The 26,592-nt window shown below is 66.2% G+C and carries 24 protein-coding genes and 3 tRNA genes; 12 read left to right on the top strand and 15 right to left on the bottom strand.

Annotated elements, in window-relative coordinates; genetic code table 11:
- The first annotated feature begins 1 nt into the window (after position 1).
- Positions 2–1,276 (top strand): hypothetical protein, encoded by a 1,275-nt coding sequence (locus FM104_RS16595; RefSeq protein ID WP_087132947.1) that lies wholly within the window; start codon positions 2–4, stop codon positions 1,274–1,276.
- 99 nt (positions 1,277–1,375) lie between these two features.
- Here the strand turns inward: FM104_RS16595 and FM104_RS14565 are convergent, their stop codons facing one another.
- The gene (locus FM104_RS14565) at positions 1,376–2,785 is read right to left on the bottom strand and encodes an FHA domain-containing protein (protein ID WP_087132946.1); all 1,410 of its coding nucleotides are present in this window, start codon (positions 2,783–2,785) and stop codon (positions 1,376–1,378) included.
- Positions 2,782–4,116: a hypothetical protein gene (locus FM104_RS14560; protein ID WP_087132945.1), complete on the bottom strand. Its 1,335-nt coding sequence runs from the start codon at positions 4,114–4,116 to the stop codon at positions 2,782–2,784. Before FM104_RS14560 ends, FM104_RS14565 begins: the two co-directional genes overlap by 4 nt.
- A gap of 91 nt (positions 4,117–4,207) precedes the next feature.
- Here FM104_RS14560 and eccCa point away from each other — a divergent pair, with 91 nt between their 5' ends.
- The 4 genes from eccCa to FM104_RS14540 all read left to right on the top strand — a co-directional run bounded on the left by eccCa (position 4,208) and on the right by FM104_RS14540 (position 9,570).
- Positions 4,208–8,200: a type VII secretion protein EccCa gene (eccCa, locus tag FM104_RS14555; RefSeq protein ID WP_087132944.1), complete on the top strand. Its 3,993-nt coding sequence runs from the start codon at positions 4,208–4,210 to the stop codon at positions 8,198–8,200.
- Between the two features lie 165 nt (positions 8,201–8,365).
- A complete protein-coding gene (locus FM104_RS14550; RefSeq protein ID WP_179206826.1) occupies positions 8,366–8,677 on the top strand; it encodes a WXG100 family type VII secretion target in 312 nt (103 codons plus the stop codon).
- A gap of 40 nt (positions 8,678–8,717) precedes the next feature.
- Positions 8,718–8,987: a WXG100 family type VII secretion target gene (locus FM104_RS14545; protein ID WP_256971689.1), complete on the top strand. Its 270-nt coding sequence runs from the start codon at positions 8,718–8,720 to the stop codon at positions 8,985–8,987.
- Positions 8,988–9,129: 142 nt separating this feature from the next.
- Entirely contained in the window at positions 9,130–9,570 is a 441-nt protein-coding gene (locus FM104_RS14540; protein ID WP_087132941.1) for a DUF6630 family protein, read from the top strand.
- Positions 9,571–9,627: 57 nt separating this feature from the next.
- Here FM104_RS14540 and FM104_RS14535 read toward each other — a convergent pair whose 3' ends face one another.
- Positions 9,628–10,098: a recombinase family protein gene (locus tag FM104_RS14535; RefSeq protein ID WP_256971688.1), complete on the bottom strand. Its 471-nt coding sequence runs from the start codon at positions 10,096–10,098 to the stop codon at positions 9,628–9,630.
- 49 nt (positions 10,099–10,147) lie between these two features.
- Positions 10,148–11,137: a malate dehydrogenase gene (locus FM104_RS14530; protein ID WP_087132940.1), complete on the bottom strand. Its 990-nt coding sequence runs from the start codon at positions 11,135–11,137 to the stop codon at positions 10,148–10,150.
- A 50-nt stretch (positions 11,138–11,187) separates the two neighbouring features.
- Between FM104_RS14530 and ypfJ the strand changes: the two genes are divergently transcribed.
- A complete protein-coding gene (ypfJ, locus tag FM104_RS14525) occupies positions 11,188–12,060 on the top strand; it encodes a KPN_02809 family neutral zinc metallopeptidase (RefSeq protein ID WP_087132939.1) in 873 nt (290 codons plus the stop codon).
- Positions 12,061–12,091: 31 nt separating this feature from the next.
- On the opposite strand, the gene FM104_RS14520 is transcribed toward ypfJ, so the two are convergent.
- Complete coding sequence (locus FM104_RS14520) at positions 12,092–13,861, bottom strand: aldehyde dehydrogenase family protein (RefSeq protein WP_087132938.1); 1,770 nt, start codon at positions 13,859–13,861, stop codon at positions 12,092–12,094.
- Between the two features lie 97 nt (positions 13,862–13,958).
- Positions 13,959–14,225, bottom strand: a complete 267-nt coding sequence (locus FM104_RS14515) for a glutaredoxin family protein (RefSeq protein ID WP_087132937.1) — start codon at positions 14,223–14,225, stop codon at positions 13,959–13,961.
- A gap of 122 nt (positions 14,226–14,347) precedes the next feature.
- Between FM104_RS14515 and FM104_RS14510 the strand changes: the two genes are divergently transcribed.
- Entirely contained in the window at positions 14,348–15,541 is a 1,194-nt protein-coding gene (locus FM104_RS14510; RefSeq protein WP_256971687.1) for a glycosyltransferase, read from the top strand.
- A 17-nt stretch (positions 15,542–15,558) separates the two neighbouring features.
- On the opposite strand, the gene FM104_RS14505 is transcribed toward FM104_RS14510, so the two are convergent.
- Positions 15,559–16,959: a threonine/serine exporter family protein gene (locus FM104_RS14505; RefSeq protein ID WP_087132935.1), complete on the bottom strand. Its 1,401-nt coding sequence runs from the start codon at positions 16,957–16,959 to the stop codon at positions 15,559–15,561.
- A gap of 151 nt (positions 16,960–17,110) precedes the next feature.
- Here FM104_RS14505 and FM104_RS14500 point away from each other — a divergent pair, with 151 nt between their 5' ends.
- From FM104_RS14500 to FM104_RS14490, 3 genes are all read left to right on the top strand, one after another.
- Complete coding sequence (locus FM104_RS14500; protein WP_087132994.1) at positions 17,111–17,371, top strand: DUF6458 family protein; 261 nt, start codon at positions 17,111–17,113, stop codon at positions 17,369–17,371.
- Positions 17,372–17,500: 129 nt separating this feature from the next.
- Positions 17,501–18,001, top strand: coding sequence for a hypothetical protein (locus tag FM104_RS14495; RefSeq protein ID WP_256971686.1), 501 nt, complete (start codon positions 17,501–17,503; stop codon positions 17,999–18,001).
- A complete protein-coding gene (locus FM104_RS14490) occupies positions 17,998–18,969 on the top strand; it encodes a cation transporter (RefSeq protein ID WP_087132934.1) in 972 nt (323 codons plus the stop codon). Before FM104_RS14495 ends, FM104_RS14490 begins: the two co-directional genes overlap by 4 nt.
- 39 nt (positions 18,970–19,008) lie before the next feature.
- Here FM104_RS14490 and FM104_RS14485 read toward each other — a convergent pair whose 3' ends face one another.
- The 7 genes from FM104_RS14485 to FM104_RS14455 form a co-directional block, all read right to left on the bottom strand.
- Positions 19,009–19,929 carry an NADP-dependent oxidoreductase gene (locus FM104_RS14485; RefSeq protein WP_087132992.1) on the bottom strand — a complete coding sequence of 307 codons (921 nt, stop codon included), beginning with the start codon at positions 19,927–19,929 and terminating at the stop codon, positions 19,009–19,011.
- A gap of 67 nt (positions 19,930–19,996) precedes the next feature.
- Complete coding sequence (locus FM104_RS14480) at positions 19,997–20,299, bottom strand: hypothetical protein (protein WP_087132933.1); 303 nt, start codon at positions 20,297–20,299, stop codon at positions 19,997–19,999.
- 5 nt (positions 20,300–20,304) lie between these two features.
- A complete protein-coding gene (locus FM104_RS14475) occupies positions 20,305–21,801 on the bottom strand; it encodes a deoxyguanosinetriphosphate triphosphohydrolase family protein (protein ID WP_087132932.1) in 1,497 nt (498 codons plus the stop codon).
- 44 nt (positions 21,802–21,845) lie between these two features.
- Positions 21,846–22,607, bottom strand: a complete 762-nt coding sequence (locus tag FM104_RS14470; RefSeq protein WP_087132931.1) for a hypothetical protein — start codon at positions 22,605–22,607, stop codon at positions 21,846–21,848.
- Between the two features lie 344 nt (positions 22,608–22,951).
- Positions 22,952–23,024 (bottom strand) — tRNA-Phe (locus FM104_RS14465).
- Positions 23,025–23,094: 70 nt separating this feature from the next.
- Positions 23,095–23,168 (bottom strand) — tRNA-Asp (locus FM104_RS14460).
- Positions 23,169–23,194: 26 nt separating this feature from the next.
- Positions 23,195–23,267, bottom strand: a tRNA-Glu gene (locus tag FM104_RS14455).
- A 229-nt stretch (positions 23,268–23,496) separates the two neighbouring features.
- On the opposite strand from FM104_RS14455, the gene FM104_RS14450 reads away from it, so the two are divergent.
- A complete protein-coding gene (locus tag FM104_RS14450) occupies positions 23,497–24,915 on the top strand; it encodes a M23 family metallopeptidase (protein ID WP_087132930.1) in 1,419 nt (472 codons plus the stop codon).
- A 70-nt stretch (positions 24,916–24,985) separates the two neighbouring features.
- Here FM104_RS14450 and ppa read toward each other — a convergent pair whose 3' ends face one another.
- Complete coding sequence (gene ppa, locus FM104_RS14445; protein ID WP_087132929.1) at positions 24,986–25,477, bottom strand: inorganic diphosphatase; 492 nt, start codon at positions 25,475–25,477, stop codon at positions 24,986–24,988.
- Positions 25,478–25,592: 115 nt separating this feature from the next.
- Here ppa and tilS point away from each other — a divergent pair, with 115 nt between their 5' ends.
- Positions 25,593–26,582, top strand: a complete 990-nt coding sequence (tilS, locus tag FM104_RS14440) for a tRNA lysidine(34) synthetase TilS (protein ID WP_087132928.1) — start codon at positions 25,593–25,595, stop codon at positions 26,580–26,582.
- Positions 26,583–26,592 lie beyond the last annotated feature (10 nt).

Genomic DNA, 26,592 nt, shown 5'->3' with positions numbered 1-26,592 from the left:
CATGGGACAGTACACAGACCGGGTTGCCCGGTTGCAGGCGAATCGCACCAGCTACGTATCCTCAGCGGTGCGGGACGCGCAGGATCAGAGCAGCACTGGCCTGATGGCGGCCGTCACCTCAGTGCACTCCGGCATGCATGCCGCCGCGAGGACCGAAGGCTTCGAAGGGGATCTGGGCGACAAGATCTACGCCAAGATCTCTTCGATCAACAAAGACCTGAACGAGCTCGGCGGGTTCATCCATAAGATGCATTCGGCGGTCTCGGCAGCGAACCACGTGCTGGAGACGGCGGCGTTGCAAGGCCACGATCTCCCCAGCACCAACCTGACGCCGACGCAAGAGAGCACCATCAAGATGGCTCAGGAGACGGGCAGCCCCGTTCAAGTGACACCCGGGGTTGCGCTCACTCCGACGCAGGCCGCTCAGTGGTACACGCAGCAGGCGGAATCCGCGCAAGAGGCTGAAGCGCAGAAACTCGCTGTGCATGTGGACACCCGGCTTCAGGAGATCATCGACGGTCTCCCCGAGTCCAAATTCGACCCGGACGAGCCCGACAAGGAGCCTTCCGACGAAGACGGCTCGGGCAGCGGGCCCGGCGTCGACTACCCCGGAGGGGGTGTTTCCGGCCCCGGCGGCAGCGGCTCCGGAAATGGCGGTGGCAACGGCAATTACAACGGACCTGGCGTCACCGGTCCCACCGGGCCCGGCCCGAAGGACTCCGTGGGCGTTGCCCCGAACCCTCGATACCCCAATCCTTGGTACCCAGACTGTCCGAGTGTCGATGGTGGTGGCGGCGGAGTTGTGCCCGGAACACCTCCGGGCGGTTCGCTGACGCCTCCCGGTGGCGGAGTCATACCCCCTGGCGGCGCCGGCGGTGCCGGTGCTGGCGGTGGTGGCGGTGCGGTTGGTCTGCTCGGCGGTGGCCGAGTCGGCGGTGCAGGCGTTGGCGGTGGTGGCGGCGTTGGTGGTGTTGGTGGTGTCGGCAACCTGAGCGGCGGCAGCGTCGGCGGAGCAGGCGGTGCTGGCGGTGTCGGTGGTTCCGCCGGAGCCGGATCCGGTACCGCAGGCGTCGCCGGGGGCTCGGGGGGCGCGCGCGGCATGATGGCCGGTGGCGGCGCCGCTGGCGGAGCCGGCAAGGGCAAGAAGAACCGCCGTCGTGGTCAGGACCTCTTCGCATACGAGATCGAAGACGAGGATGGGATTGCGCCCGATCTGGGGGCGGCCGGCGCTGCCGGCAGTGCAGATTCCGAAGACCGGGAAGAACTCGGCTGGTAACCCTTTTCGACCGATGAAAGTCGCCCACTCGCATTGCGCGGGTGGGCGACTTTCGTGAGCGCGTCCTTCGATCCGTCAGCGTTCAGACGGCTCGCAGGCTCACGAGGCGATGACCCGGATGACGCAGTCACCGAGCTGCAGCACCATGCCGGGGACCAGGCTGAATCGCTGGTTCGGCGTCATCGGGCCGGAGCGGCCATCGCCGGTGCGCAGCGCCGAGCCATTTCCTGAGCCGAGGTCTTCGAACCAGGTCTGGTTGTCGACGATGCCGAATCGGCCATGGGTGCGCGACACCGAGCGGTCGCCGTCGGGGACGGTGACAAGCACAGCATCCGCCTGCTCCCCCTCCGGCAGGCTCGGAGCGCGACCGATGTAGCCGCTGCCTCGAATCGGCACTGTCGTACCATCGTGAAACTGCAGTGCGATTCCGGGGGCGGTCCGCGTCAGCGGAGCCGGTTCAGGAGTTACGGGTGCGTCGGGCACCGCGGCAGCGGTGGGTGCGGCGGTCGGTTGCGCCGGAGCAGCGGATGCTGCTGCTCGATCGACTCGACGGTGGAAAGCCAGTTCGGCGTCCCCGCCGAGGATCAGCACGTCTCCCGCCACCAGGAAGTACGGGCTGCGCGAGGTGAGTTCGGTGATACTGCCGCCGAGGTGACGGATGGATGCGCCGTTGGCCGAGCCGAGGTCCTGCACCCACAGCCGGTCGTCTTCGATGCCGAACGACGCATGGGTGCGCGAGAGCGAGCGGGCGCCATCGGGTACACGCACGAGGATGGCATCCGGCACGGATTCGGGTGCCCGTGGGGCACGCCCGATGAACCCCAGCCCGGTGACTCGAATCACCGTGCCGTCGCTCAGTTCGAACACCGGAATCGTGCCCGGGCCCGAAAGTGTCTGCGGGGCGGGCGTCGCCGCAGGCACAGCCGCAGGGCCGGGGGCGGCAGGGACAGCGGCAGTCGTCGGCACGCGCGTGATGGGGCCTTGACGCTGCGGCATCCCGGCCGTCGAGTCCGCGTGCGCAACCCGATCCTCGAGGTGCGTTCTCGTACGCACTTCTCCGCCGGGCGACTGCCGCAGCTTCTTGACATCGACGACTCGAGCGCGGACGACGGCATCCAGTGCACCGGACGCGGCCAGGCTCACCGGGAGCAGCACGGGAATCACATGGGCGGCGCCCATCAGCAGGCTGCGCGGAAGAAGGCGAACGGCACCCACGGTGAGCGCGCTGCCGCGCTGCACGGTGCGGATGCCGCAGAGCAAGTTTCCCGGGGTGGCGCCGGTGTGGCCTTCCCAGACCCAGCCGATCGCCCACAGCTCGATAGCGGCGACGCCGGTCAGCAGAATCGATCCGGTCAAGAACCACGCGAGCACACCGATGATGGCCACGATGGCGAAATCGATGAGGTAGGCAGCTGCACGCTTGCCAGCCGAAGCATCGACACGGGCAGTGCCCACGTCCTGCGGCGGGAGCGATGTGCGCCGAAGCGGGGCAGGAGCGGCGAGCGTCATGAGAAGGCCTCCAGGATCTCTCCGGCAATTCCCGAACCATAGATCAGAGCAGCGGGCGAGAACGCGAGCAGCATCGCTTCAATGATGTCACCGGTGCGAGACCAGCCGAGTGAACGCCAGTCAGCGGCGAGCGGCACGGTCATGCTTCCGACGATCACACCGGCGACGATCAGAATGACGGCGATGAGCAGAGGGGCGATCTGCAGGGAGGCGGTCAGCGCGGCTGTCGCGAGTATGACGATCAGAGCACCGGTCAAGAGTGCAGCACCCTGCGCCAGTCCGCGTCGTTGCTTCCGTGAAGTCAAGAGGAAATAGCATCCGACTCCGAGGGTTCCGCCGAGAACGCACCAGGCCCCGATCGTCCCGCTTTCGACGGTCAGCACGGCGTAGAGCGAAGAGAGCAGGGCCAGTGCGCTCGCAGTGACGGTACCGGCATCGGAGCGCTGCTTCGCAAGCTGGTACTGGCGTGCTGCCGAGCTGGGATCGATCGGCGAGGGCTCGGCTGGCACGCGAGCGCGGAGCCCAGGGGCGTCGCGGATGACGAAGGGCGTATCGATGAGCTCACCGGCGTCGACGGCGAGTGCGCTGCCGCGCATGTAATGAAAGAGGGGTGCCGCCACGGCGACCTGCAGTGCGGTGATCGCTGTGGCGGACACATCGCCGATGAATGCCGCGGCATTCACGATCGCGAAGATCGACCACAACGCGGCGATGACCGCGGTCGCGTTGGAGGTGTCGCTTCGACGAATGCTCGTGAGGGCATGTCGGATGCAGGCGACGGTCGCGCCCGCCACCATTCCGGTCGCCATCATGGCGCCGGCATCACCGAATCCGGAGATCGCGACGGCACCGGATGCTGCGGCGAGCAGCGGCGCGAAGAACGCCACATATGCGTTGTCGTCGCGAACAGGCTGCATGAGCAGCGCGGCGGAACCCGCCAGCAGCGGCACCGCCGCCACCAGAATCGTAAGCGGTGAAGGTGCGAGGAACGCGCCCGCGATCATGCCCACGGCGATGCAGACGAGCAGACTCAGCGTCACCCAGCGTTGACGGGCGAGTGGCGTGCGAGGGGCAACCCGTGAGGTGGGCGCTGCGGGCGCGACGCTGGTCGCGGTGCGGTCGAACAGCCAGATCACGCCGCCATCGCCCGGAGTCTCAGACACCTCGCTGTCGAGTTCGATAGCGGTGCCGGAGGTCGTGGTGCTGATGTACTTGTCGAGATCCACTCCGCCGACGGTCAGCAGCTCCGCAACGGTCGAGTCAGCAGGAACCACCAGGTCGTGCCGGCTATGAGCATCGGCGATTGTGAGACGAACCGTCTTCACTGACATGCCCAGCCCCTTGAAGATCTTCGGCGTGACGCAGTTTCACGCCCGTACCCTGACACAATAGTATGCGACTCGAGGAGGGCCTGTCGTGAGCATGATCGCTAACCGCCGTGCGCCGAAACCCCCGGCTGGCGGCCAACTCACTCTTCAGCAGGCTCCGGAGCTGCCTAAGCCCGAGGGCGCAACGAATTCGCTGATGATGGCGTTGCCGATGGTGGGCAGCATGGGCTCGATCGCTCTGCTCTCGCTGACGCAGGGCGGTGACGCGACCCGCACGTACATCATGGGCGGCATGTTCCTGTTCATGGCGCTGTCGATGGTGGGCGGCCAGATGTGGCGGCAGAAATCGCAGCACTCCACGAACGTCGAGAACACTCGCCGTGAATACCTCGCCTACCTGGCGGAGACACGAGACGCGGTGCGAGAAGTCGCGGATCGTCAGCGCCGCTACGAAGAGTGGATGCTGCCCGCGCCGGCCACACTGCCGTTCATCGTAGAAGAGGGCTCGCGGGTCTGGGAACGCCCGGCGAACGACAAAGATCTGCTCGCGGTCCGATTGGGGGCCGCCACGCAGCCGCTGGTCATGACGCTCGACGAAGCGCCCATCCCGGCACTGGCGCAACTCGACCCGGTCAGTGCGTCGGCTGCGCACCGCTTCGTGCTCACGCACGATCAGTTGCCCGACCTGCCGTTCGCGATCAACATCGCGACGTGCGCGCGGCTCGAAGTGGCCGGTGACACAGTGCGCGCTCGAGGGCTCGCGCGTGCCATGATCGCGCACCTGGCGACGTTCGTGGCGCCGGAGGACCTGCAGATCGCGGTGCTCACGACCGGTGAGAACGCCGCCTACTGGGAGTGGATGAAGTGGCTTCCGCACGCCCAGGCCGAAGAGGCGTCGGATGCTGTCGGTCGCGCTCGCCGCATCGGCTCTTCGTGGAGCGAGATCGAACCCCTTCTGGCGAACATCCGCTCCCGCGGGCCCGTCAGCGGTCAAGGCGGGGGAGTCGGGCCGCACGTGCTCATCGTCACCGACGGCATGGAGATGCCTGCCGGCCACCAGTTGGCGGAAGAGGGCGGTATCGAAGGTGTCACTCTGATGGATCTCCCACGTGCGTGGGATGAGCTCACCGACCCGTTCACGATCCGGTTGCTCGTCAACGAACAGGCAGACCCGGATTCGCAGCTGACGGTCGTGCGACGCGGCGTCGGTGTGATGCAGTCGTCAGCGGACTTCATGGGCATCGCCTCGGCGGAGGCGGTCGCGCGACGGCTCACCGGGTTGATCGAGTCGGAGGATGCTGAGGACGCTGCCGGTGGGGCGCGTACGATTTCGGCCGAGCTGACCGATCTGCTCGGGCTGCCGGACGTTCGCGATTTCGACCCCGACGTGGCGTGGAAGCCGCGATCTGCGCGCGATCGCCTGCGCGTGCCGATCGGGCTCACCGCAACCGGTCAGCTCATGCACCTCGACATCAAGGAATCCGCTCAGCAGGGCATGGGTCCGCACGGCATGCTGATCGGCGCGACAGGTTCGGGTAAGTCCGAGGTGCTGCGCACGCTCGTGCTGTCGCTCGCGCTCACGCATTCATCCGAGGCGCTCAACTTCGTTCTGATCGACTTCAAGGGTGGTGCGACCTTCGCGGGCATGGCAGACATGCCGCATGTCTCCGCGGTGATCACGAACCTCGGCGATGATCTGACGCTCGTCGATCGCATGCAGGACGCGATCTTGGGCGAGATGAATCGCCGCCAGGAACTGCTGCGCGATGCCGGCAACTTCGCCAACGTCACCGACTATGAGGCTGCGCGCAAGGGCGGCCGCACCGATCTGAAACCACTCCCGGCTCTGCTCATCGTCGCGGATGAGTTCTCCGAGCTGCTCGCGGCGAAACCGGATTTCACCGAGACGTTCGTGGCCATCGGTCGTCTTGGCCGCTCACTGCAGGTGCACCTGCTGCTGTCTACGCAGCGCCTCGAAGAGGGCAAACTACGGGGTCTGGACTCGCACCTGTCGTACCGGATCGGTCTGAAGACCTTCTCGGGGGCTGACTCGCGTGCGGTGATCGGCGTACCCGATGCATTCACGCTGCCAGGTGGTGGTGGGCACGGCATCCTGAAGTCGGATGCTGAGACCCTCACGCAGTTCCGTGCTGCATACGTCTCGGCTCCGCCGAAGACGCGGCGTCGCAGGGCAGGCACTGCCCAAGGCGGGGTAGAGAGTGCTCAGCCGATCCGCGCCATCGAGGCCAGGCCTTTCACCGCGGCGCCTGTCATCGCCGAAGAGACGCCGGACACACCGGTCGCGGCACCGGAGATCGCCGGTGGTGAGCCCGCTGAGAAGCGGGTGACATTCGACATCGCCGTGTCGCTGATGAAGGGAAAGGGCATGCCGGCGCACCAGGTCTGGCTGCCGCCCCTGGACATTCCGCCGACGTTCGACGAACTGCTGGGAGACCTGGTCGAGGATCCCGAACTCGGCTTGATCTCGCCGAAGTGGCGCGCGGCCGGGCCCCTGACGATCCCGCTCGGCATCGTCGACCTGCCGCTCGAGCAACGCCGCGAGAGCATGAGCATGAGCCTGGTCGGAGCAGGCGGTCATCTCGCGATCGTCGGCGGGGCGCGCAGCGGTAAGAGCACGCTCGCCCGCAGCGTCCTGACTGGCATCGCGCTGACGCACACCCCGCTGGAAGTGCAGTTCTACATCATGGACTTCGGCGGTGGCACGTTCGTGCCGTTCGGGAAGATGGCGCATGTTGCGGGAGTCGCGGGCAGAAACCAGCCCGATGTGCTGCGCCGCCTGTTCCAGGAAGTTCTCGGAATCGTGAACGCTCGCGAGCGCTACTTCACCGCGAACGGCATCGACTCGATCGAGACATACCGGCGACGACGAGCACAGGGCAAGGCTGATGACGGCTACGGCGATGTATTCCTGCTCATCGATGGCTGGCCGACGATTCGCGCCGAGTTCGACGAGATGGAATTCCAGATCCAGGAGCTCGCCGGCCGTGCTCTGACGTTCGGTGTGCACCTGGTGGTGACGACGACGCGCTGGATGGACTTCCGCACGGCGATCCGCGACACCTTCGGATCGAAGCTCGAACTGCGCCTCGGCGATCCTTCGGACTCCGAGATCGATCGCAAGATCGCTGTCAACGTGCCGCAAGGTCGACCAGGCCGAGGACTCTCGCCGTCTAAACACCACATGCTCACGGCGCTGCCGCGCATCGATGGCTCCGGCGACGCGGGTCAGCTGAGTGAGGGCGTGGACGACCTGATCGAGCGCGTGAACGCGGCGTGGCAGGGCCCCAGCGGACCCAAACTGCGGCTGCTGCCGGAGATGCTCGACTACTCCGAACTGCATCAACGCGTGCAGGGCACGCCGTTATGGAAGCAGATCCTGCTGGGTGTCGACGAGGCTGAGCTGGCTCCGACCGCCTTCGATATCGCGCGCAACCCGCACGTGTATCTGTTCGGCGATAGTCAGTCGGGCAAGTCGAGCTTCCTCCGCGGATTCGCTCGCGAGATCATACGCACGATGACCCCGAAAGAGGCACAGTTCTTCGTCGTCGACTATCGGCGCGCCCTCCTGTCCGAACTGCCGGATGACTACCTCGCGGGCTACTTCACGACCGCGCAGCAGGCGACGGAAGAGCTGCAGGGCCTCACTGAATACCTGAAGACTCGTCTGCCCGGCCCCGACGTCACACCGCAGCAGCTGCGGAGTCGTTCGTGGTGGACGGGTGCCGAGGTCTTCGTGCTGGTCGATGACTACGACCTGGTGAACACCCAGTCGGGCAACCCCATCGCGGCGCTGCAACCGCTGCTGGCACAGGCGACCGACGTCGGCCTGCATCTCACTCTGGCGCGACGAACAGGTGGAGCTTCACGATCCACCTTCGAGCCCGTCATGCAGACGCTGCGCGACATTGCCGCGCCCGGCATCCTGCTCTCGGGCGATCCGGATGAAGGTCAGCTGATCGGAAATCTCAAGGCGTCGCCGGCGGTTCCCGGTCGGGCCAAGGTGGTCACCCGCGAGCGGGGTCTCCAGATCATGCAACTGGCGTATTCACCGTCCTCGCATTTGTGACGTTGATCTGGGCTTCTCTGCCGAAAATTCCCACGTGGGCAGACCTACCCATAGGCAGGTTCGGCACGAATCCGTATGGTTGTACTTGTCGCCGGGCATCGGCGTCACGGCCCATCAGGGCTGAAGCATTCAGGGCGGACAAGCCCTCAGGACCAGGAGGTGACCGTGGTCGGAGAAGTTTCCGCAGCGGATGGAGCCCTGCAGCGTGGCGCCAGCATCGTTAGTCAGTCGAAGACCGAGATCGTTACAGAGCTGAACTCGATCAGCAACCAGCTGTCCGGTATCGGTGCAGCATGGACCGGAGCCGGAGCGACTTCTTTCCAGCAGACGTTCCAGGCGTGGGCCGAGAAGTCGAAGCGCATCACAAACGCGCTCAACGAGTTCGAGCAGAACCTGCGCGACTCGCAGACGACTTACACCGCCACCGACGACACGTCGAAGGCGGCTCACAACAAGTTCATGGGCCGTCTCGGCTGAGACTGGAAGGATACGGATTATGGGTGGCAACGGCTACAAAATGAATTTCGGTGCCGTCGACGCGGCGGGCAGCGACCTCGTCCGCGGGGCGGGCAACATCGAAACCAAGCTCAACGACATGGACACCGCACTCAAGCCGCTTCAGGCCGACTGGACCGGTGAGGCTTCCGCGGCGTACGCCCAGGCGAAGGCCAAGTGGAGCGCAGCGCTGACAGAGATGAAGGTGCTGCTGAACGACATCGGTCGTCAGGTCTCGCAGGACTCTTCCGAGGGTCAGGCCAACGAGAACCGCAACAAGAACCGTTGGTGACAAGTTCTGTGCACCGCCATTGACGGTGGTCGCATGAGCCGGCCCTCGCCCCGAATCACTCGGGCGCGAGGGCCGGCTTTCGCCTTGCTGAGATCGACGACAAACGGGCGACAAGCCCAGGACCGACGAGCGGGACAGACGCATGACATCGACGACTGAAGCCCATTGGGCACGCCTCTGCGTACTGATCGATGACGACCCTGTCACGCTCTCGGCCGTGCAGCAAGCGGCCGTCGATCCGCAACTCGACACCTGGCTTGTTCTCATCGACGGTCTCGACGATTCGGGTGCGCTCGCCTATCTGGAGTCGCAGGACTCGGGCGTGGAACTGTCCGACGCGCTCGCCGGCGTTCCTCGGGTGTTCCGCTCCCACGCGGATCTCGACAGAGTTGCCGATGTCGACGGTGATTTGGCGGACGCCATCGCCCGCGCCGATGGCATCCTCGCACCTCACGGGCTGCGCATCATCTACCTGGCTGAGGAATCGGAGGCATACCCGCTCGTGGTCGTGCCGATCGAGAATGTCGACGAGATTCTCACCATCGCCACCCGCCTCGAGCATGAGGCCCGCGCATTCAACTGAGCTGTTACGACGCAGCATCTACCTGGTCATCGGCACCGGAGGCCGTGCGGAAAGGCGTCAGACCACCGCGTCGACGAGGTGCCTGGCGTGGTGCCCGAGCACCTTCACCATGATTCCTCGCTGGCGCAGTTCGGAGATCGTGCGTGATTCCTCTTCCGAATCGCGGCCCAGAGCGTGAGCATTCGCCACAACAAGCACGTCGCCGCGCTGCAGGGTGTTGATCAGACGGGCTAGGCGATCGCCCCAGCTCTCGAGAATGTCTGGCGCCGGATGCCGGAATCCCTCGATCGGCACGCCGAAGCGGGTGAGGTCTTCGCGCTGCTGAGTGACGGAGGGCATCCCCTCACGGGAGACCACCAGCCCGACCAGTCGGGCGCCCTCTGGACGGGCTGACCACCAGTCGTGATCGTCGTTCGCCAGGCACTTCGGGCAGGACGACGCCGCGTGCGGGAGAGTCAGTGGGCTCGTCAGAGCAGCCTCCACGGTGATCTCCGCACCGGAATCCGCCCGTCTCATCGCGTCGCTCATCGTCGCACCTCCAGCAACCATTCTGCCCGACGCCGCAGACAAACGGGGTTTACAGCATCCCGAGTCCGCGCACCGTCTCGCGCTCCTCAGCGAGCTCTGTGACCGACGCGTTGATTCGCGCTCGCGCCCAGTCATCGATCTCGAGCCCGTCGACGATCTGCCAGGCGCCATCGACCGAGCGCACCGGGAACGACGAGATGAGTCCTTCGGGCACACCGTACTCGCCATGCGAGACGACCCCGGCGCTGGTCCACTCCTCGGTGCCCCGCACCCAATCGCGCACGTGCTCGATGGCGGCATTGGCGGCGGATGCCACCGACGATGACCCCCGTACGGCGATGATCTCGGCGCCGCGCTTCGCGACCCGCGGGATGAACTGCTGCTCCTGCCACGCGCGCACATCTCCGACCTTCTCGTGAATGGCCTCCGCGACAGGAACACCGTCGACGGTCGCGTGTGAGATGTCGGGAAACTGAGTCGCCGAGTGGTTGCCCCAGATCGGCACTCGACGGATGCTGTCGATCGGCCGCTCGAGTGTCAGCGCGAGCTGCGCACGGGCCCGATTCTCGTCGAGACGCGTGAGCGCAGTGAATCGTTCGGCTGGCACTCCGTCGGCAGCGGATGCTGCGATGAGCGCGTTCGTGTTCGCGGGATTCCCCACCACTGTGACACGTACGTCGGATGCCGCGTGCTCGGCGATCGCCGCACCCTGGGGACCGAAGATCCCGGCGTTGGCCGCGAGCAGATCGCCGCGTTCCATACCCGGGCCACGCGGGCGAGCGCCGACCAGCAGTGCCAGGTTCGCGCCATCGAATCCGACCGTGGGGTCATCAGTCACCTCGACGTGCTCCAGCAGGCTGAAAGCGCCATCCTGCAGTTCGAGCGCCGCCCCGGCGGCGGCATCGAGGCCTTGAGGGATCTCGAGCAGCCGCAGCCGCACCTTCTCGTCTGGACCGAGCATGTCTCCTGCCGCGATGCGGAACAGCAGTGCGTAGCCGATCTGTCCGCCGGCCCCCGTGATCGTGATCGTCGTCGCCATAACTCGAGCCTATTGTGCACGCAGTGTCGGCAGCAGGGTACCTTTTCTCCATGACTTTCAATCCGAATGCCGATATCTCGGGCAACACCACCCGCCGCCGGGGCCGCAACGTCGCCATCGGCGCGGGAGGCGTCGGCGTGCTCGGTCTGCTCGCCCTGATCGTCGGCCCGATGCTCGGGGTCGACCTCTCCGGTCTCGTAGGCGGTGGCGGTGCACCGGCTGGCGATTCGGAAGGAAGCGGCGGCACGCTGATCGAATGCAAGACCGGTGATGATGCCAACACGAACGACGACTGTCGAATGGCCGGTGCCGAAGTCATTCTGAACGACTACTGGTCGGCGCATGTCGACGGGTACGTCACGCCCACCCTGACTGTGGTCGACGGCCAGACGCCCACGCAGTGCGGCACCGCCTCCAACGCCGTCGGGCCCTTCTACTGCCCGCCGGAGCAGGGCGTCTACATCGACCCGACCTTCTTCCAGCTCATGCAGCAGCAGTTCGGGGCGTCAGCCGGGGAGCTGGCCCAGCTGTACATCGTCGGTCACGAGTGGGGGCACCACATTCAGAACATCACCGGCACGATGAGCGAGCATCCGAACAACGGCACCGGACCCGAGAGCAACGGCGTGCGGATGGAACTGCAGGCGGATTGCTACGCGGGTGCCTGGCTGGGTGACGCTGCCGAGCTGAAGGACGACGACGGCGTGCGGTATCTGAAGACCCCCACCGAGGCGCAGCTGGCGGATGCCGTGAACGCGGCCTACACCGTCGGCGACGACCACATTCAAGAGCAGTCCGGGTTCGTGAACCCGGAGAGCTTCACCCACGGCACGAGCGAGCAACGCAAGTTCTGGTTCGCCAACGGCTACAAGAACGGTCTCGGCGTCTGCGACACGTTCGCGGTGGCGGGCGACAAGCTCTAGCTACCGCTCACCGAGTACCGCCGTGCAGGAGTCAGGCGCGCAGCGCGGCCAGGAGCGTGCGCACCAGGCCCACCACTCCACCGCGTGCGCGGAACTTCGTCAGGCCCTCGCTCACCTTCGCACCCGTGCGCGCGGTGACGAACCACGGCGGAGTCGGCAGGATCGTGAAGCGGCCACCGCCGTTGAGGACGGGCAGCGAGCGCGGGAACGGGCGGAACGGGCCGCGCACGATCGAGCGCTCGACGCCGTCGAGCAGCAGCGCGTTGTGCACCACACCGATACCGCTGCCGACATCGTCGATGGTGCTGCCGGGGAAGGCGCCCCAGCTGAGGGTGGGGATGATGAAGCCCAGAGCGGTCCACGCGTTGATCGCGATGGAGCCGTAGCGGAACTCGGCGATCGCGCGCTCGAACCCGGTGCCCAGCGATTTCTCGGTGGCGGGGTCGATCAGGATGTTGCCGCCGAGTGTGCCGTGCAGCTCATCATTGGCATGCTCGACAGCAGCATCGAGGAATTCCTGGCCGGTGCCGTCGATCTCGACGATGCCCAGAACAGGAGCGAAGTACTCTGTCGTCTGCAGTGCCGTGGCATCCGCTCCGTCTTCGATCTCGACGAGCAGTCGATCCGCGAGCACCAGCGCATCGGGGTAGTCGTCACTCGCCTGTCGCATCCGCGCGGGCGATCCGGGATACCAGATCGGCCGTTCTGGGGCGCGTGCGTATGCGCCGCGCAGCGCCGTCTTGAACTGCTCTGCCTGCGCCCAGTCGCGTGACATGATCACGACTTGGCCGGCGATGCAGTTGTGTCCGCAGTTCTGCAGCCGCATCGTGGCGATGTGCTCGGCGTGGTAGGTGAGGTCGGCATCGGTCCACTGGCCCGGCACGACGATGATCGGAGCCACTCCGCCGAGCTCCGCCGTGATGGGCTTCTTCATCAGCGGACGGTTCTCGCGTCGTCGACGCGTGGTCGCGCCTGCCCCGGAGCCCGAAGACGGGCCCCAGACGATCGCATTGAAGGTGGCCTCTGACCCGGTGATGTGCACGTGCTCGAGGTCACGGTGCGCAGTCAGATACGAGCCGACCGCCGCGGCGCCGCGCACGATGCGCAAGAAGCCGGGTTCGATCAGCGGCGCGAGTGCCCGCTCGAAGATCGGCACCAGAGCATCCTGCGTCGGATTGACCTTCAGCAGCGCCACGCGGTTGTGCGCAAGCAGCTCGTACATCACGTCGAGCACGGGAATCGCGGTGATGTTGCCGGCCCCGAGCACAAGGCCGACCCCACCGGACGTGGATGGTGTCAGTTGACCGAGCCCCGCCGAGCTGCGGGCCGTGTTGGGGGTGATGCCCGGCTCGAGCCATACCTCGCCGGTGAACCCGGAGATCAGAAAGCGGTCGATGCCGGTGAGAGGAAAGGCGCTGATTCTCGTGCGTCCGCCCGGAGCACGGCCGATCTCGACCTCGTCGAGAGCGCTCCGCCCGGCGGCGAGCTTGCCGAGAGTGTCGGCGTAGGCATCGATGGCGCCCAGCAGCGAGTAGGGTCCGCTCAGCCACTCCTCGCCGCGCAGCGGATGATTCGCGCGGAGACCCTTCGAATCGGCCGCGGTGTTCGCCCAGTCTTCCGCGCTCGCGGAGACGCTCGTGCGCAGGGCGTGCAGCAGCGTCACGCGCTGCGAGATGGTCAGACTGGCCCACGTCCGCGCGCCTTTGCGCAACTCGGCGATATGCGCGTCGAGTTCTGCGCGATCGTCATCGTCGAGTTCCGGAACAGCGGATGCCGCAGTGCGCGCGGTCGTGGAAGTCATCATCGTCTCCTTCAGGCCTGGCTACAGCGTATCGCCGCGCTCATTCCGTGCCAGCGGGCGACGAATGCGTCCCGCACGTCTGCCGTGCGGGCGCCGGTCAGATCAGCGACAGCTCGCGCAGCTTCGCCTCGACGTCAGCGTTGGAGGGCTCGACGTGGTGCGATGAATCGGGGTACACGACGACGGGAATGTTCGTCCGTCCCGAGATCTCCTTGGCGACGTCAGCGGCGGCAGGCTCAGCGGCGAGGTCGACGTAGGTGTATTCGATGCCGAGCTCGTCGAGCTGCTTCTTGGTGCGCCGGCAATCGCCGCACCATTCGGCGCCGAACATGGTGATGGTGTCTGCAGCAGGAGTAGTCGTCATGCTCCTAGCCTACGACCGCCGCCGGCACCCGGCACCCGGCACTGACGAGCGGATCGCCGCCGTCGCCAACTCATGAAACGATGGAGCGTGCATCACAGCGTCGCATCGGGGGAGGAGCGCGTATGACCGTCGCAGTCACCGTCATCGTGCCCACTTTCAATGAACGCGGAAACGTGGCCGAACTCGTCGCGCGCACGGCCGCGGCGCTCGCCGAGTACGACGCGGAGATCCTCTTCGTCGACGACAGCTCCGACGACACGATGGCCGAGATCGCACGGGTCGCGGCCACGGCGCCGCTGCCGGTTCGTGCGATCCACCGCGACGCGAACGTCGGCGGGCTCGGAGGCGCGGTGGCACTCGGGCTCGCCGAGGCTGCGCACGAGGTCTGCATCGTGATGGATGGCGATCTGCAGCATCCGCCCGAGCTGCTGCCGGCCATGCTGGAGCGGTTCGTGCAGGGCGGTGCCGACGTCGTGGCCGCGTCGCGCTATGTCGGCGGTGGCGACTCCCGCGGCCTCGGAACAGCGGTGCGGTTCGGGGTGTCCAAGGCGGCGACCGCGATCACGAAGGCGATGTTCCTGCGGCGGCTGTGGCACAGCACCGATCCGATGACTGGCTTCTTTCTCGTCGACCGCTCGCGCATCGAGGTGTCGACGCTGCGTCCGCAGGGCTTCAAGATCCTGCTCGAGATCCTCGTGCGCGGCGGTCGCGGCGGCGAACGGGGTGACCTGCGCATCGCCGAGGTGCCGATGGCGTTCGGGCGCCGACGTCACGGCACATCGAAGGCCAGTCTGCGACAGGGTGCGACGTTCATCGCGCATCTCGCACGATTGCGGTTCGGCAAGATGGGCCGCTTCGCCGTGATCGGCGGTATCGGAGCACTGGCGAACATCGGCATCATGTGGGTGCTCACGCACTTCGGCATGGATTACGTGCTCGCGGCGATCATCGGTGCCGCGGCCACGATCGTCGGCAACTTCGTGCTGCAGGAACTGTACGTCTTCGGCGATATGCGCGACGATGCCTCCCAGCTGTGGGTGCGCTTCGTGGCATCCGTCACCTTCAACAGCGTCGAGGCGGCGCTGCGCATTCCACTGATGGCGCTGATGGTCGAGACCTGGCACATCTCCAGCGTGATCGCGACGGCGATCTCGCTCGTGGTCGCGTTCTTCGCCCGCTTCCTCTACCACGCACTCGTCGTCTACCGGCCGCGACGCCGGCGCGCGGACGCCGCGCACGAGCCCACCACCGATTCCGCCGCGATCCGGATCATCCGCGCGATCGACGCCGAGGCGATGCGACCGGGCGAGCTGTAAGCAACTCGTCCGGAGCGTCAGCGGCGAACCCGCGAGCGAGACTTCGCCACGCTCGTCAGCGTCGCTCGCACCGGCGTTCCCATGTAGAGGCCCAGCGAGCTGCCGGCGGCCAGACCGATGCCGATCATCGCCGCCAGCACGAGTGGGGCTGCGCCGGTCAAGAGGCTCTCTGCGGTGCCGTCGGAGTGCATGACCCCCAGCAGGCCACGGAAGACGGCGAGCCCAGGTACGAGAGGCACGATGGCCGCGGTCGTCACGGCAACCGATGGCACGTGCAGACGGCGGGCGACGAGGATGCCGACGAAGCTGGCCAGAAGCGCCCCCACGGCGCTGGCGGCCGCCACATGCACATCGAGCAGCGCGAGCGCGTTGTACCCGGAGATCGCGATGAGGCTGAGCACGACGCTGACGACGACGATGCGCAGGCCTGCGCCGTTGAACACGGCGACCGCGATGGCGATGATCACCGCTCCCGCGAGCTGTCCCGCGAAGGAACCGAGCGGTATCGCATCGGTCGGCAGCACCATCCCGAGTCCGAGCACCCGAGCGAACTCGAGGCCGATGAGGATGCCGAGAACGACGCCGATCGTCTGCATCGTCAGGTCGAGGATGCGGCCGCCCGCCGTGACAGCGAAACCGTCGATGGCATCCTGCGCGGCGGCGACGACGGTGAGGCCCGCGAGCATCAGCACGATGCCGGACGCGACGATGATCGTCGGGCGGATTCCCATGAACGGCTCGACCCCCGCACTTCCCAGCGCCGCGACGATCAACGCCACCATCGTCGTCACGAACGCACCGGCGATCTGGCTGAAGAACGATGGCACGCTCAACCGAGCGAGGCCAGCCTGGACGAGCGCTGCGCAGAGCGCTGCCACGAAGCTGAGTCCGACGATGATCGCCGACGCATCGAACAGCACGGCGACGCCGGCCGCCAGCACCGCGCGCGAGACGATCACGACGGGGGACCGGTAGAGGAAGGGTGTACGGCGGATGCCGCGGAACGCATCACGCGCAGCGTCGAGAGCGAGCCCGTCATCGATATCGACCACCAGAGCCTGCAGGCGCTGCAGCTTCGCGTGGTCGGGAGAGGCGACGCGCACCACTCGCAGCAGTGTGATCGGGCGGCTTTCGTCTCCGTGATGATGCGCGGCGGTGATCGAGTTGTACGTGACATCCACTTGCACGCTGTGCAGATGGTAGGCATTCGTCACGCGCGTGATCGCGAAGGTCACGTCGTGCGCCGAGGCGCCGACGGCGAACAGCGCCTCGCCGATCCGCATCGCGAGGTCGAGGATTCTTCGGGTCAGCTCGTCCGAGATGACAGGAAGAAGCTCGGTGGGCGCGACACGAGACGGATCATTGCGGATGACACTGTGGACGGTGGCGAGCAGTCCTTTGCGGCGGGGGACGACCATGCTTCCAGGTTCTCACGAGAGGAGCGTGTGTCGCGCGTGCTGTACATCTCGGAACACCGGACGCCGTTGTCAACCCCCTCTCGCCCTCGTGAGCCATGCGACAGACTGGCGCCCGGCGGTGCACAGCGTCGCCTGATTGAAGGGAATGCACATGAGTATCGGTACAGGAATCCTTCTGTTCGTAGTCGGCGCCATTCTGGCCTTCGCGATCAATGTCCAGGTGGACTGGGCAGATCTGCAGATGATCGGCTACATCCTGATGGGAGCGGGCGTTCTCGTCGTGCTTCTCGGGATCATCCTGATGGCGCGTCGCCGCAGGACCGATGTCGTCACGCGCACCGAGGCCACCCCTGACGGCAATGTCTCTCGTCGTTCGGTTCGCGCACCTGGTGAAGGCGACGAAGTGCTCTGAGCCCGCCACAGCGGCTCCGTCTGAACCAGCGCGCGCCGATATCTCTGTAGAGGGGTAACGGTGCGCGCTGGCTACTCTGATCGTGGAATTTTCAATTAGACAGCCGTTCAGTCAGTGCCTGGAGGGGACATGGCGAGGTTGCTCGGGCGATACGACGCCCTGCGGGTGGTTCGCGTGGGAATGCTCACCGGGCTTCTGTTCGTCGCAATGCTGTTGTCAGGATGCGGCTTGACCATCCCCACCGATCCGAACGGAGCCCTCGACCGGGCGACGGGGTCGATTCTCCGGGTCGGCGCTTCTCTGGAGCCAGGACTGGTCGAGCGGACCGGTGATGAGTTGCACGGGCCGCTGGTGTCGCTGACCGAGCGGTTCGCAGATTCGATCGACGCTCGGGTCGAGTGGACGGTGGCCGCTGAAGAGACACTGGTCGGCGAACTCGAGAGCGGTGATCTCGATCTCGCTATCGGTGGCTTCACCGACGAGACGCCCTGGGTCGACCGGGTGGGTATCACTCGCGGCTACTCGAACATCGCTGGCTCTGACGAACGATCTCTGGTCTTTGCTGTCCCGCTGGGTGAGAACGCGCTCCTTTCGAAGCTCGAGTCGTTCCTCGACAAGGAGCTGCAATGAAGTGGGAGCAGTTCGGGCGCACTGACCTGCCCGAAGAGCAGGCAGATGCACTACGCAAAGCAACGCGCTGGGAGATCTTCACGATCTGCTACACGAGCGCCACGATCGCGCTCGTCGCCTTCGTCGTAGGCAACTCGCAGTCGATGAAGACCGCATGGATCGAAGACATGCTGTCGCTGCTGCCGCAGATCGCCTTCCTCACCGCTCTCATCTTCGTGCGTCGCCGACCCACCGTTGGTCGGCCGTATGGCTGGCACCGTGCGATGGCTACCGGCCACGTGGTTGCGGGAGTCGCGCTGCTGGCTGTCGGCGTGAATCTGGCCATCGAGGCCATCAAGAACTTGGTGACTTTTGAGCATCCCACCATCGGCACGGTGCGGCTGTTCGGCCACACCATCTGGCTGGGCTGGCTGATGATCGGCGCCATGGTGCTGGTGATCGTCGGGCCGCTGTTCTACGGTCCCGCCAAAGCGAAGCTCGCCCCCGTCTTGCACAACAAGCTCATCTACACCGATGCCGACATGGCGAAGGCCGACTGGCAGACCAACGTCGCCTCGATCGTGGGCGTTCTCGGAATCGGCGTCGGGTGGTGGTGGCTCGATGGCATCGCCGCGCTCTTCATCTCGTCGGGAATCATCATGGACGGCCTTCGCAACACGAAATCCGCCGTGGCCGATCTGATGGATCAGCGAGCGCGCACTCACGACGACAAAGAGCCGCATCCGCTTGGTGGCGAGATCGTGTCGCGGCTGAGGGAGTTGCCATGGGTTGCGGATGCCGCGGTGCGCATGCGCGATCAGGGCCAGGTCTTCCACATCGAGGCCTTCGTGGTTCCCCGCAAGCGCAAGGTCTCTCTTCGTCAGATCACGGAGGCGTCGGAGATGATCGTCGCGATGGACTGGAAGTCGCAGGACGTCGTCGTCGTCGCATCGGAGCGCCTTCCCGATGTCGCCGACAAAGCCCGTTGATGCCGACGGCCGCCAACCGCTGCGTGCGCCCACAGGCGGTCAGGGGATGATGACGAGCTTGCCGCGAGTGTGCCCGGAACTGCTGGCGCGGAAGGCCTCGGCCACCTCATCAAGACCGTAGGTGCCCGCGATATCGATGCGCAGCTCTCCGGCATCCGCCATCGCGGCGAGACGCGCCGTCTCCGAACCGTCCGGGCGCACCCAGATGTAGCGGCCACCATGGTCGCGGACCGTCGCGTCAGCGATCGACGCGTGCACTCCGTCGGGACTGAGCACATCGAGTGTGACTGTCAGTACGTCGCCCGCGAAGTCGGCGACGGCATCGACCTGGCCGCCCGCAAGCGCGCGTACCCGTTCGGCGAGGCCGTCGCCATAGGTGGTGGGCTCCGCTCCGAGGCTGCGCAGGAAGTCGTGGTTCACTTCGGATGCTGTGCCGATCACGCGCGCTCCGCGGGCGACGGCCATCTGCACCGCGAGACTGCCGACGCCACCGGAAGCACCGTGGATGAGCACCGTGCGCGCATGCAGTTCACCGAGTGCGTCGATCGTGCGCAGGGCGGCACCGCCGACGAGCGGGAGCCCGCCGGCCTGTTCCCAGGAGAGAGACGCGGGTTTCGCCGTCACGGCGGAGACCGGAACAGCCACGCGCTCGGCGAAGGTGCCCGTGCTCAGCACATCCTTGCGGGCGTAGGCCATCACCTCGTCGCCGATCTGAAACTCCGGGGTGTCGAAGCCCGTGCCGACGACGACGCCGGCGACATCCCATCCCGGAATCACCGGGAACTGCGTCGGCACGATCGCATCCAGGTAGCCTGCCATGAGCTTCCAATCGACCGGATTCACGCCCGCTGCGCGCACGTCGATCAGGAGGGATGCCGGAGGGAGCTTCGGCTCGGGAACATCGCGCACGGCGAGCTCATCGAAATCCTTGGTGAACCGGTCGTAGACGACAGCGCGCATGATGCTCCTCCGGAAGATGGTGCCATGTGGCATCCACTCTTCCACGCGGAGCGCGACTTCGGGCGCGCTATTCGGTGGCGCGAATCCGCCCGCGGCCGAAGGGCAGCGCCGGAGCCTGGTAGACGAGGGTGGAGGTCTGGCCGGGCGCGACCGTGAACTCCGCCGCACCGAAGCGCCACACTCTGTTGAAGAGGAACACGCCCAGTGTCACCGCCTCGTCGGCGGGCATCTGCCAGGTGCCGAGGCCCCATTGGGTCGGCTGGCCGCGTCCGCCGATGACGAGAGTCGGGCGGATGCCGGCATACAGCGCGAACCACGGCTTGCGCAGCATGAGTTCGATGCGGCGGGTGCCCGTGCGGTCATCGCCCATCGCGCTCAGAGCCCCTGTCCGGCGTCCCACAGCCGCTCGGTCCGGCCGGACAGCAGCGCGTCGATCGAGAGTGCCTGCGCGTCGGTGAGTGAGGCCACGTAGTCGATGATGCCGCGGCCGCGAGCGAGCGCATCGAGATCGTTGTCGGTGTGGGATTCGACGAGCTCTGGGGCGTCCTGCCGCAGTCGGCGGTAGTCGTCGGTGGCCAGCTCGACCAGGTCGATCAGTCGGCGCGGAGCGCGTCGGGCGTCACGCGGATCGTCGAGCCAGGCCGTGAACCCGTCGACGAGCCGTTCGAGCACACTCGCCTGTCCGCGCTGGTAAACCGTGAGGTCGGGACGCTCGAGAATGAAGCGCTCGTGCAGGAACTTCAGCACCGCGACCTCATGCCACGCCTGCCGGTTGAGGCTGACGTGACCCGAGCGCACGTCTGGGTGGCGACGCACCTCGACCGACGATTGCAGGCGCGCGATCCAGCCGGTGGTGAATCGCGCGAGCGCGCGCTCGCTGGAGAGAGATCCGTCGAACGGCTCGGCGACGAGACCATCGATCACCTCGGCGGCGACCTTGGCGACGGCCTCGCCGAACGCATCGGCATCGGCGATCCAGGCATCTTTGCTCTGCAGTCGGCGCCAGAGAAGCTCGAGCGAGTGGCCGGGAGTGCGGGTGTCGGTGGCGAGTGTCTCGGTGTCGGATGCTCGAAGACCGGCGAGCTCGCGGTGCCAGGAGCGGAACTCGGCCGAGAGCGTGGCCGGGTTCAGCAGCCCGGCGCGGTAGAAGTCGTCGAGGTCGTGCAGCGAGTAGGCGATGTCGTCGGCGATATCCATGATCGAGCACTCGATGGTCTGCTGCCCGCGTTCGATCAGCGGGTACGCGGAGAGTGCCTGCGCGGCATCCGGTCCGTCGATCGCGTAGAAGTTGAACTTGCTGGCCCCGCCGCGGCGCTCTCCGCCCTGGCCGCGCCGCCACGGGTACTTCAGCACTGCGGCGCGCACCGCGGCGGTGAGGTTGAGACCGACACCGGGGCGGTCGTGCTCATCGAGGCGAGTGATGATGCGGTAGGTCTGCGCGTTGCCCTCGAAGCCTTCTCTGAGGCCGAAGCGTTCGCGTGCCAGACGATCGAGCGTCTGCTCGCCGAGATGGCCGAACGGTGGATGTCCGAGATCGTGCGCCGCGGCTGCCGCCTGCACGACCACCGGGTGTGCACCGCCCAGCTCTGCGACGATCTGTGCAGACTCATCGGTGCGCGACGACAGGTGGGTGGCGATCGCCCGTGCCACAGCGGCGACCTTGATGGAGTGGGTGAGTCGGTTGTGCACTGCTAGACCCGCCCCGGTCTGCGAGATCACCTGGGTGACGGCCGACAGTCGCGAGTAGAACGGCGAGAACCGGACGCGCTCGACATCCAGCCGGAAGTGCGGGTGCCCTTCGGCCTGTTGGAATTCGTTCAGGGTCTCGGAGAGACGCCGCGCCTGGCGCGGGTCTGTCGGCTGCTGCGGCATGGATGCCAGTGTGGCATGCTCGCCTCGCCGACATCGACTAGCGCTTAGCGGCTTACCATTTCTACGGTGCGGATCGCGGCTGCGCCGTCGTTCAACTGTGCACGCTGCGTCGGATTCACTCTGAAATATTCGATGATGCGCGCAACCACCGCCGGGTCAGAGCCAAAGTGATGTGCTTCAAGGGCAATCGGCCCTTGGTTGCTCGTGAGCAGCATGAGCTGTGGTCCGTGGCGCCCGAACGCCGCTGCGCTCTCGAGGTCGTCCCAGCGAAGATGCACCTGCTTGGTGCCGCGAACACCGCTGAGCCCCTCCGCGTCGACCTGCAGGCCCGCCGGGGTCCGCGCAGACAGGATCTCCTTCACGAGCAGCCAGAGCCCGAGCGCCGCAAGAACATACGGGCCCACGGCTGTGAACCGTGAAAAGCCCTGCTGGGTCGGCAGGTCGACGAGCGTGATGATCAGTGAGGCGCTAGCGGGAATGAGAAATGCGATCGCAACACACAACGCACCGGCGCGGGTGGAACCTGGTGGCAGGAACCGCAGCCCGCCAGACGCGGCAATACGAATATTTCCAGTTCGCAAGGTGCGGCTACGGAAATATAGCGCGAGCGCGAGAACCAGCATGGTGATTCCGACACTGGCCATGAGCAGCCTGAAACCGACACGAGAGTCGGCAAACGCGATAGCGAACGCTATGGCAGGAACTATGAGGAGCCACCCGATGAAGCGGGCAGGGTTTTTGCCCTTTGGAAATACTGACCGACCACCAGTCGAGATCGTTGGCGTAAGTAGCAGTGTCTTGGTCATCGCTTCACTCTTTTCATGACCTATCTTCGACCCGCCCCGGCGTGTCTGGAGAGCGTTTTGCTGGTGTCAGCCGGTGTGTTCAACCGGCTCGATGCGAGCGTAGTCGAGGTGCGACGACGAGTGGCGTGAGGTCATCGATCGAGTCGCCCTTCCCGTGCCGGGGGAAGACGCAGTCCGCGGCCTCTGCTGCGTGCTCGGAGAGTTCGACGGCGGTGGTGTCCCCGAACTTATTCGCTTCTTTTGGCTGATAGGCCTCAAAACCTCACCTCACCCGGGCAAAGCAAAACCCCCGCCATGTAGAAGCTAGGCGAGGGTTTCTGGGATCACTGTAATGATGATCCGTGTGGCTCCGACCGGCATCGATCCGGTGACCTTTCGATTTTCAGTCGAACGCTCTACCAACTGAGCTACAGAGCCGCGCGGCTGACTATAGAACTGCCGCGTCCGAAACGAAAGGCCTTCTCGAAAGAAGGCCGATCGCTAGGAGCGACCCTGACGGGACTTGAACCCGCGACCTCCGCCGTGACAGGGCGGCACGCTAACCAACTGCGCTACAGGGCCATAACTATTAAATTGTATCGGATGAGTGACCCCAACGGGATTCGAACCCGTGCTACCGCCGTGAAAGGGCGGCGTCCTAGGCCGCTAAACGATGGGGCCGCAGGCGAATCCCGAGGGTTGTCCTGCCGACGCTCAAGCATAAAGGACGCTCAGACGAATCACGAAATCGGAGGCATTCCTGCCGGCATCCCGGGCGTTTCCGATGCACGATAGAGATGCACGACAACGACGTGCGGTATGCGCGCGCAACCCGTCAGCCGCGCAAACCTGGTGCAGATGTGACGAATGTTGTTAGTGTGGCACTTGTGAATATGGTGGAAGGGCGCGTGTGAACAACGATCAGCACCCGGATGCGCGGGCAACATCCGACGATTGCGGTTGCGCACCGACCGCCGCCGAGCGCCGCGCGCTCTGGCCCACCAGCCCCATCACCCGCCGCGGAGCGATCACGGTCGGCGCACTCAGCGCCATCGCGCTCAGTGCCTTCGGCATCTCGGCGAGCACCCAGTCTGCGCACGCGGCCGATTACCCCAGCTGGGATGACGTGCAGCGCGCGAAGGCCAGCGAATCCGCCAAGGGCGCCGAGATCAGTCGCATCGAGACGCTGATCCAGTCGCTCACCCAGCGCGCCGCCGCAGCCGAAGCCGCGGCCCGCACCGCCGGCGACGAGTTCTACGAAGCGCAGCAGGCGTTCTTCGACCAGGCCGCCAAGGCCGCCGATCTGCAGTCGCAGGCCGACGATCAGTCCAAGATCGCCGATGAGACGGCGCGCAAGGCCGGTCAGGTCGCCACCCAGCTGTACCGAAACGGTGGCGACGACGCCGCCCTCGAACTGTTCTTCTCCGATTCCGCTGACGCCGACGGGCTGCTGTCGCGCCTGGGCGGCATGGACAAGCTGCTCGGCTACAACCGCACGGTGTACGAGAACGCCGCTTCGGCGCGTGACGCCGCGCAGTCGCTGAGCGACCAGGCGACAACTGCCCGCGATGAGCGCGACCGCCTGCAGAAGATCGCCGAAGAGAAGATGATCAAGGCGCAGCAGGCAGCGGATGCTGCGCAGGCCGCTCTCGATGAGAAGCAGGCCAACCTGCAGACGCTCGAAGCCCAGCTCGCCGCACTCAAGGACAACACGGCCGCCACAGTCGCCGGGTACCAAGAGGGCGAGCGCGTGCGCAAGGCCGAGGAAGAGCGGCGCCGCAAGGCCGAAGCCGAGCGCCGCCGCCAAGAAGCGGAACGAGCACGCAAAGCAGCCGAAGAGGCCGCGAAGAACAACCAGGGCGGCGGAGGCGGAGGACGCCCCAGCTCGGGTGGCGGATCAGGATCCGGCGGCTCGGGCTCCGGCGCCTGGCGACGCCCGCACGGCGGCTACATCTCCTCGGGCTATGGCCCGCGCCCGCCGCAGTTCAGCAACGGCGTCTGGCGCTCTACCTACCACCGCGGAACCGACTTCGCGAACGGATGCGGAGCACCCATCTACGCGGCGTCTTCTGGCCGCGTCGATGCAGCGTTCTACAACGGCGGCTACGGCAACTACGTTCGCATTCAGCATGGCAACGGCATCGCCACCGGCTACGCGCACATTGCGCGCTTCGCCGTTTCGTCCGGCCAGCACGTCAGCGCCGGTCAAGTGATCGCCTACGCCGGCAACACCGGTGCATCGCAGGGATGCCACGTGCACTTCGAGGTCTACACGGGCGGCGGCACTGTCAACCCGTACAACTTCCTCGCCGCTCGCGGCGCTATCTGAATCGCTTCGAGTCACGACGAAACCCCCGGCCGACCGACCGGGGGTTTCGCGTTGCTGCGCTGTAGAAAGCTCAGTGGCCTTCGGTGCCGAAGCGCTCGATCGCCTCGTCGAGGATGCGCTGCGCCTCAGCGGCATTGCCCCAGTCGTCGACCTTGACCCACTTGCTGGGCTCGAGGTCCTTGTAGTGCTCGAAGAAGTGCGCGATCTCCTTCTTCGTGTGCTCGGCGATGTCGTCGATGTCCTGGATGTGCTCCCAGCGCGGGTCCTTCGACAGCACGGCGACGAGCTTGTCATCGCCACCGGCCTCGTCGCTCATCTTCAGCACGGCGACGGGACGCACGCTCACGACGACGCCCGGGTAGATGCCGTGGTCGAGCAGCACGAGCACGTCGAGCGGGTCGCCGTCTTCGCCGAGCGTGTTGTCGAAATAGCCGTAGTCGGCGGGGTAGCCGAACGTCGTGTACAGAACGCGGTCGAGGTGGACGCGACCGGTCTCGTGGTCGACTTCGTACTTCACGCGGCTGCCGCGCGGAATCTCGATGATGACGTCGTGTGCGCCCATGCGTGTGCTCCTCAGGAAAGACGGGGTGGATGCCGCAGACCAGCCTACTCGCGCCCGCCGCTTATCACCCGCGCGCAGGGCTTCAGCGTCGAGCGCTGTGCTCTAGCGTGGAGAAGTGCCCTCACTCGATCCCGCCATCGCCGAAGTGCGCCTCGCCGTTCGCAACGCTCTGGTTGCCGTTCCCGAAACGCGCGTCATCGTCGGACTGTCGGGTGGCGCCGATTCGCTGGCGCTGACCGCGGCCGTCGCGTTCGAGGCGACCAAACTCGGCATGAGCGTTGTCGCGGCGGTCGTCGACCACGGCCTGCAGAGTGGATCGGATGCTGTCGCCCAGCGCGCTGCGACACAGGCGCGCGAGCTCGACGTGGAAGCGATGGTGCTGGCCATCGAGGTCGATGATCAGCATCCGGACGGTCCGGAAGCCGCGGCTCGAGCTGCGCGGTACGCCGCGCTCGCACGCTTCGCCGCCGCAGAGAACGCGACGGCTGTTCTGCTTGGCCACACCCTCGACGATCAGGCCGAGACCGTGCTGCTGGGCCTCGCCCGCGGCTCGGGTGCGGCGAGTCTGCAGGGAATGGCGCCATCACGCCAAGACGGCGACGGGATGCTGTGGCTGCGCCCCCTGCTCACGGTGCGGCGTGCGACGACGGTTGCGTTCTGCGCAGCATCCGCTCTGCCGTTCTGGAATGACCCGCACAATCTCGACACCCGCTACGCGCGCGTTCGCGTGCGCACGCAGGCGCTGCCTGTGCTCGAAGCCGAGATCGGGCCGGGGATTGCAGAGGCGCTGGCGCGCACCGCCGAACAGCTGCGGGAGGACGCCGAGGCATTCGACGAGATGATCCACGAGACGATCGAGGACATCGTCGAGCATGCGGAGGCGGGAATATCTGTCAGCGTGGCCGCACTCGCCGCCAACCCTGCGGCATTGCGGAACCGGATCCTCCGCTTCGTCGTCGACAGCGAGTTCGGCGTCAGCCTCAGCCGCTCGCAGACCGTCGAAGTCGCACGCCTCGTGACCGACTGGTCGGGACAGGGGCCGATCGACCTGCCCGCCTGCTCGGCGCGCCGAGCAGGCGGGCGCATCGTTTTCACCGCCCGCTGAGCGGGCAGCG

Source organism: Microbacterium esteraromaticum, from assembly GCF_900163815.1.
Lineage (GTDB): Bacteria > Actinomycetota > Actinomycetes > Actinomycetales > Microbacteriaceae > Microbacterium > Microbacterium esteraromaticum_B.
This window is presented reverse-complemented; position numbering and strand designations above follow the sequence as displayed.

Bases quoted from the DNA above. Each gene is read 5' to 3' on its own strand.
- FM104_RS16595 (WP_087132947.1), top strand. From the start codon at position 2: ATGGGACAGTACACAGACCGGGTTGCCCGGTTGCAGGCGAATCGCACC.
- FM104_RS14565 (WP_087132946.1), bottom strand. From the start codon at position 2,785: ATGACGCTCGCCGCTCCTGCCCCGCTTCGGCGCACATCGCTCCCGCCG.
- FM104_RS14560 (WP_087132945.1), bottom strand. From the start codon at position 4,116: ATGTCAGTGAAGACGGTTCGTCTCACAATCGCCGATGCTCATAGCCGG.
- eccCa (WP_087132944.1), top strand. From the start codon at position 4,208: ATGATCGCTAACCGCCGTGCGCCGAAACCCCCGGCTGGCGGCCAACTC.
- FM104_RS14545 (WP_256971689.1), top strand. From the start codon at position 8,718: ATGAATTTCGGTGCCGTCGACGCGGCGGGCAGCGACCTCGTCCGCGGG.
- FM104_RS14540 (WP_087132941.1), top strand. From the start codon at position 9,130: ATGACATCGACGACTGAAGCCCATTGGGCACGCCTCTGCGTACTGATC.
- FM104_RS14535 (WP_256971688.1), bottom strand. From the start codon at position 10,098: ATGAGCGACGCGATGAGACGGGCGGATTCCGGTGCGGAGATCACCGTG.
- FM104_RS14530 (WP_087132940.1), bottom strand. From the start codon at position 11,137: ATGGCGACGACGATCACGATCACGGGGGCCGGCGGACAGATCGGCTAC.
- ypfJ (WP_087132939.1), top strand. From the start codon at position 11,188: ATGACTTTCAATCCGAATGCCGATATCTCGGGCAACACCACCCGCCGC.
- FM104_RS14520 (WP_087132938.1), bottom strand. From the start codon at position 13,861: ATGACTTCCACGACCGCGCGCACTGCGGCATCCGCTGTTCCGGAACTC.
- FM104_RS14515 (WP_087132937.1), bottom strand. From the start codon at position 14,225: ATGACGACTACTCCTGCTGCAGACACCATCACCATGTTCGGCGCCGAA.
- FM104_RS14510 (WP_256971687.1), top strand. From the start codon at position 14,348: ATGACCGTCGCAGTCACCGTCATCGTGCCCACTTTCAATGAACGCGGA.
- FM104_RS14505 (WP_087132935.1), bottom strand. From the start codon at position 16,959: ATGGTCGTCCCCCGCCGCAAAGGACTGCTCGCCACCGTCCACAGTGTC.
- FM104_RS14500 (WP_087132994.1), top strand. From the start codon at position 17,111: ATGAGTATCGGTACAGGAATCCTTCTGTTCGTAGTCGGCGCCATTCTG.
- FM104_RS14495 (WP_256971686.1), top strand. From the start codon at position 17,501: ATGGCGAGGTTGCTCGGGCGATACGACGCCCTGCGGGTGGTTCGCGTG.
- FM104_RS14490 (WP_087132934.1), top strand. From the start codon at position 17,998: ATGAAGTGGGAGCAGTTCGGGCGCACTGACCTGCCCGAAGAGCAGGCA.
- FM104_RS14485 (WP_087132992.1), bottom strand. From the start codon at position 19,929: ATGCGCGCTGTCGTCTACGACCGGTTCACCAAGGATTTCGATGAGCTC.
- FM104_RS14480 (WP_087132933.1), bottom strand. From the start codon at position 20,299: ATGGGCGATGACCGCACGGGCACCCGCCGCATCGAACTCATGCTGCGC.
- FM104_RS14475 (WP_087132932.1), bottom strand. From the start codon at position 21,801: ATGCCGCAGCAGCCGACAGACCCGCGCCAGGCGCGGCGTCTCTCCGAG.
- FM104_RS14470 (WP_087132931.1), bottom strand. From the start codon at position 22,607: ATGACCAAGACACTGCTACTTACGCCAACGATCTCGACTGGTGGTCGG.
- ppa (WP_087132929.1), bottom strand. From the start codon at position 25,477: ATGGGCGCACACGACGTCATCATCGAGATTCCGCGCGGCAGCCGCGTG.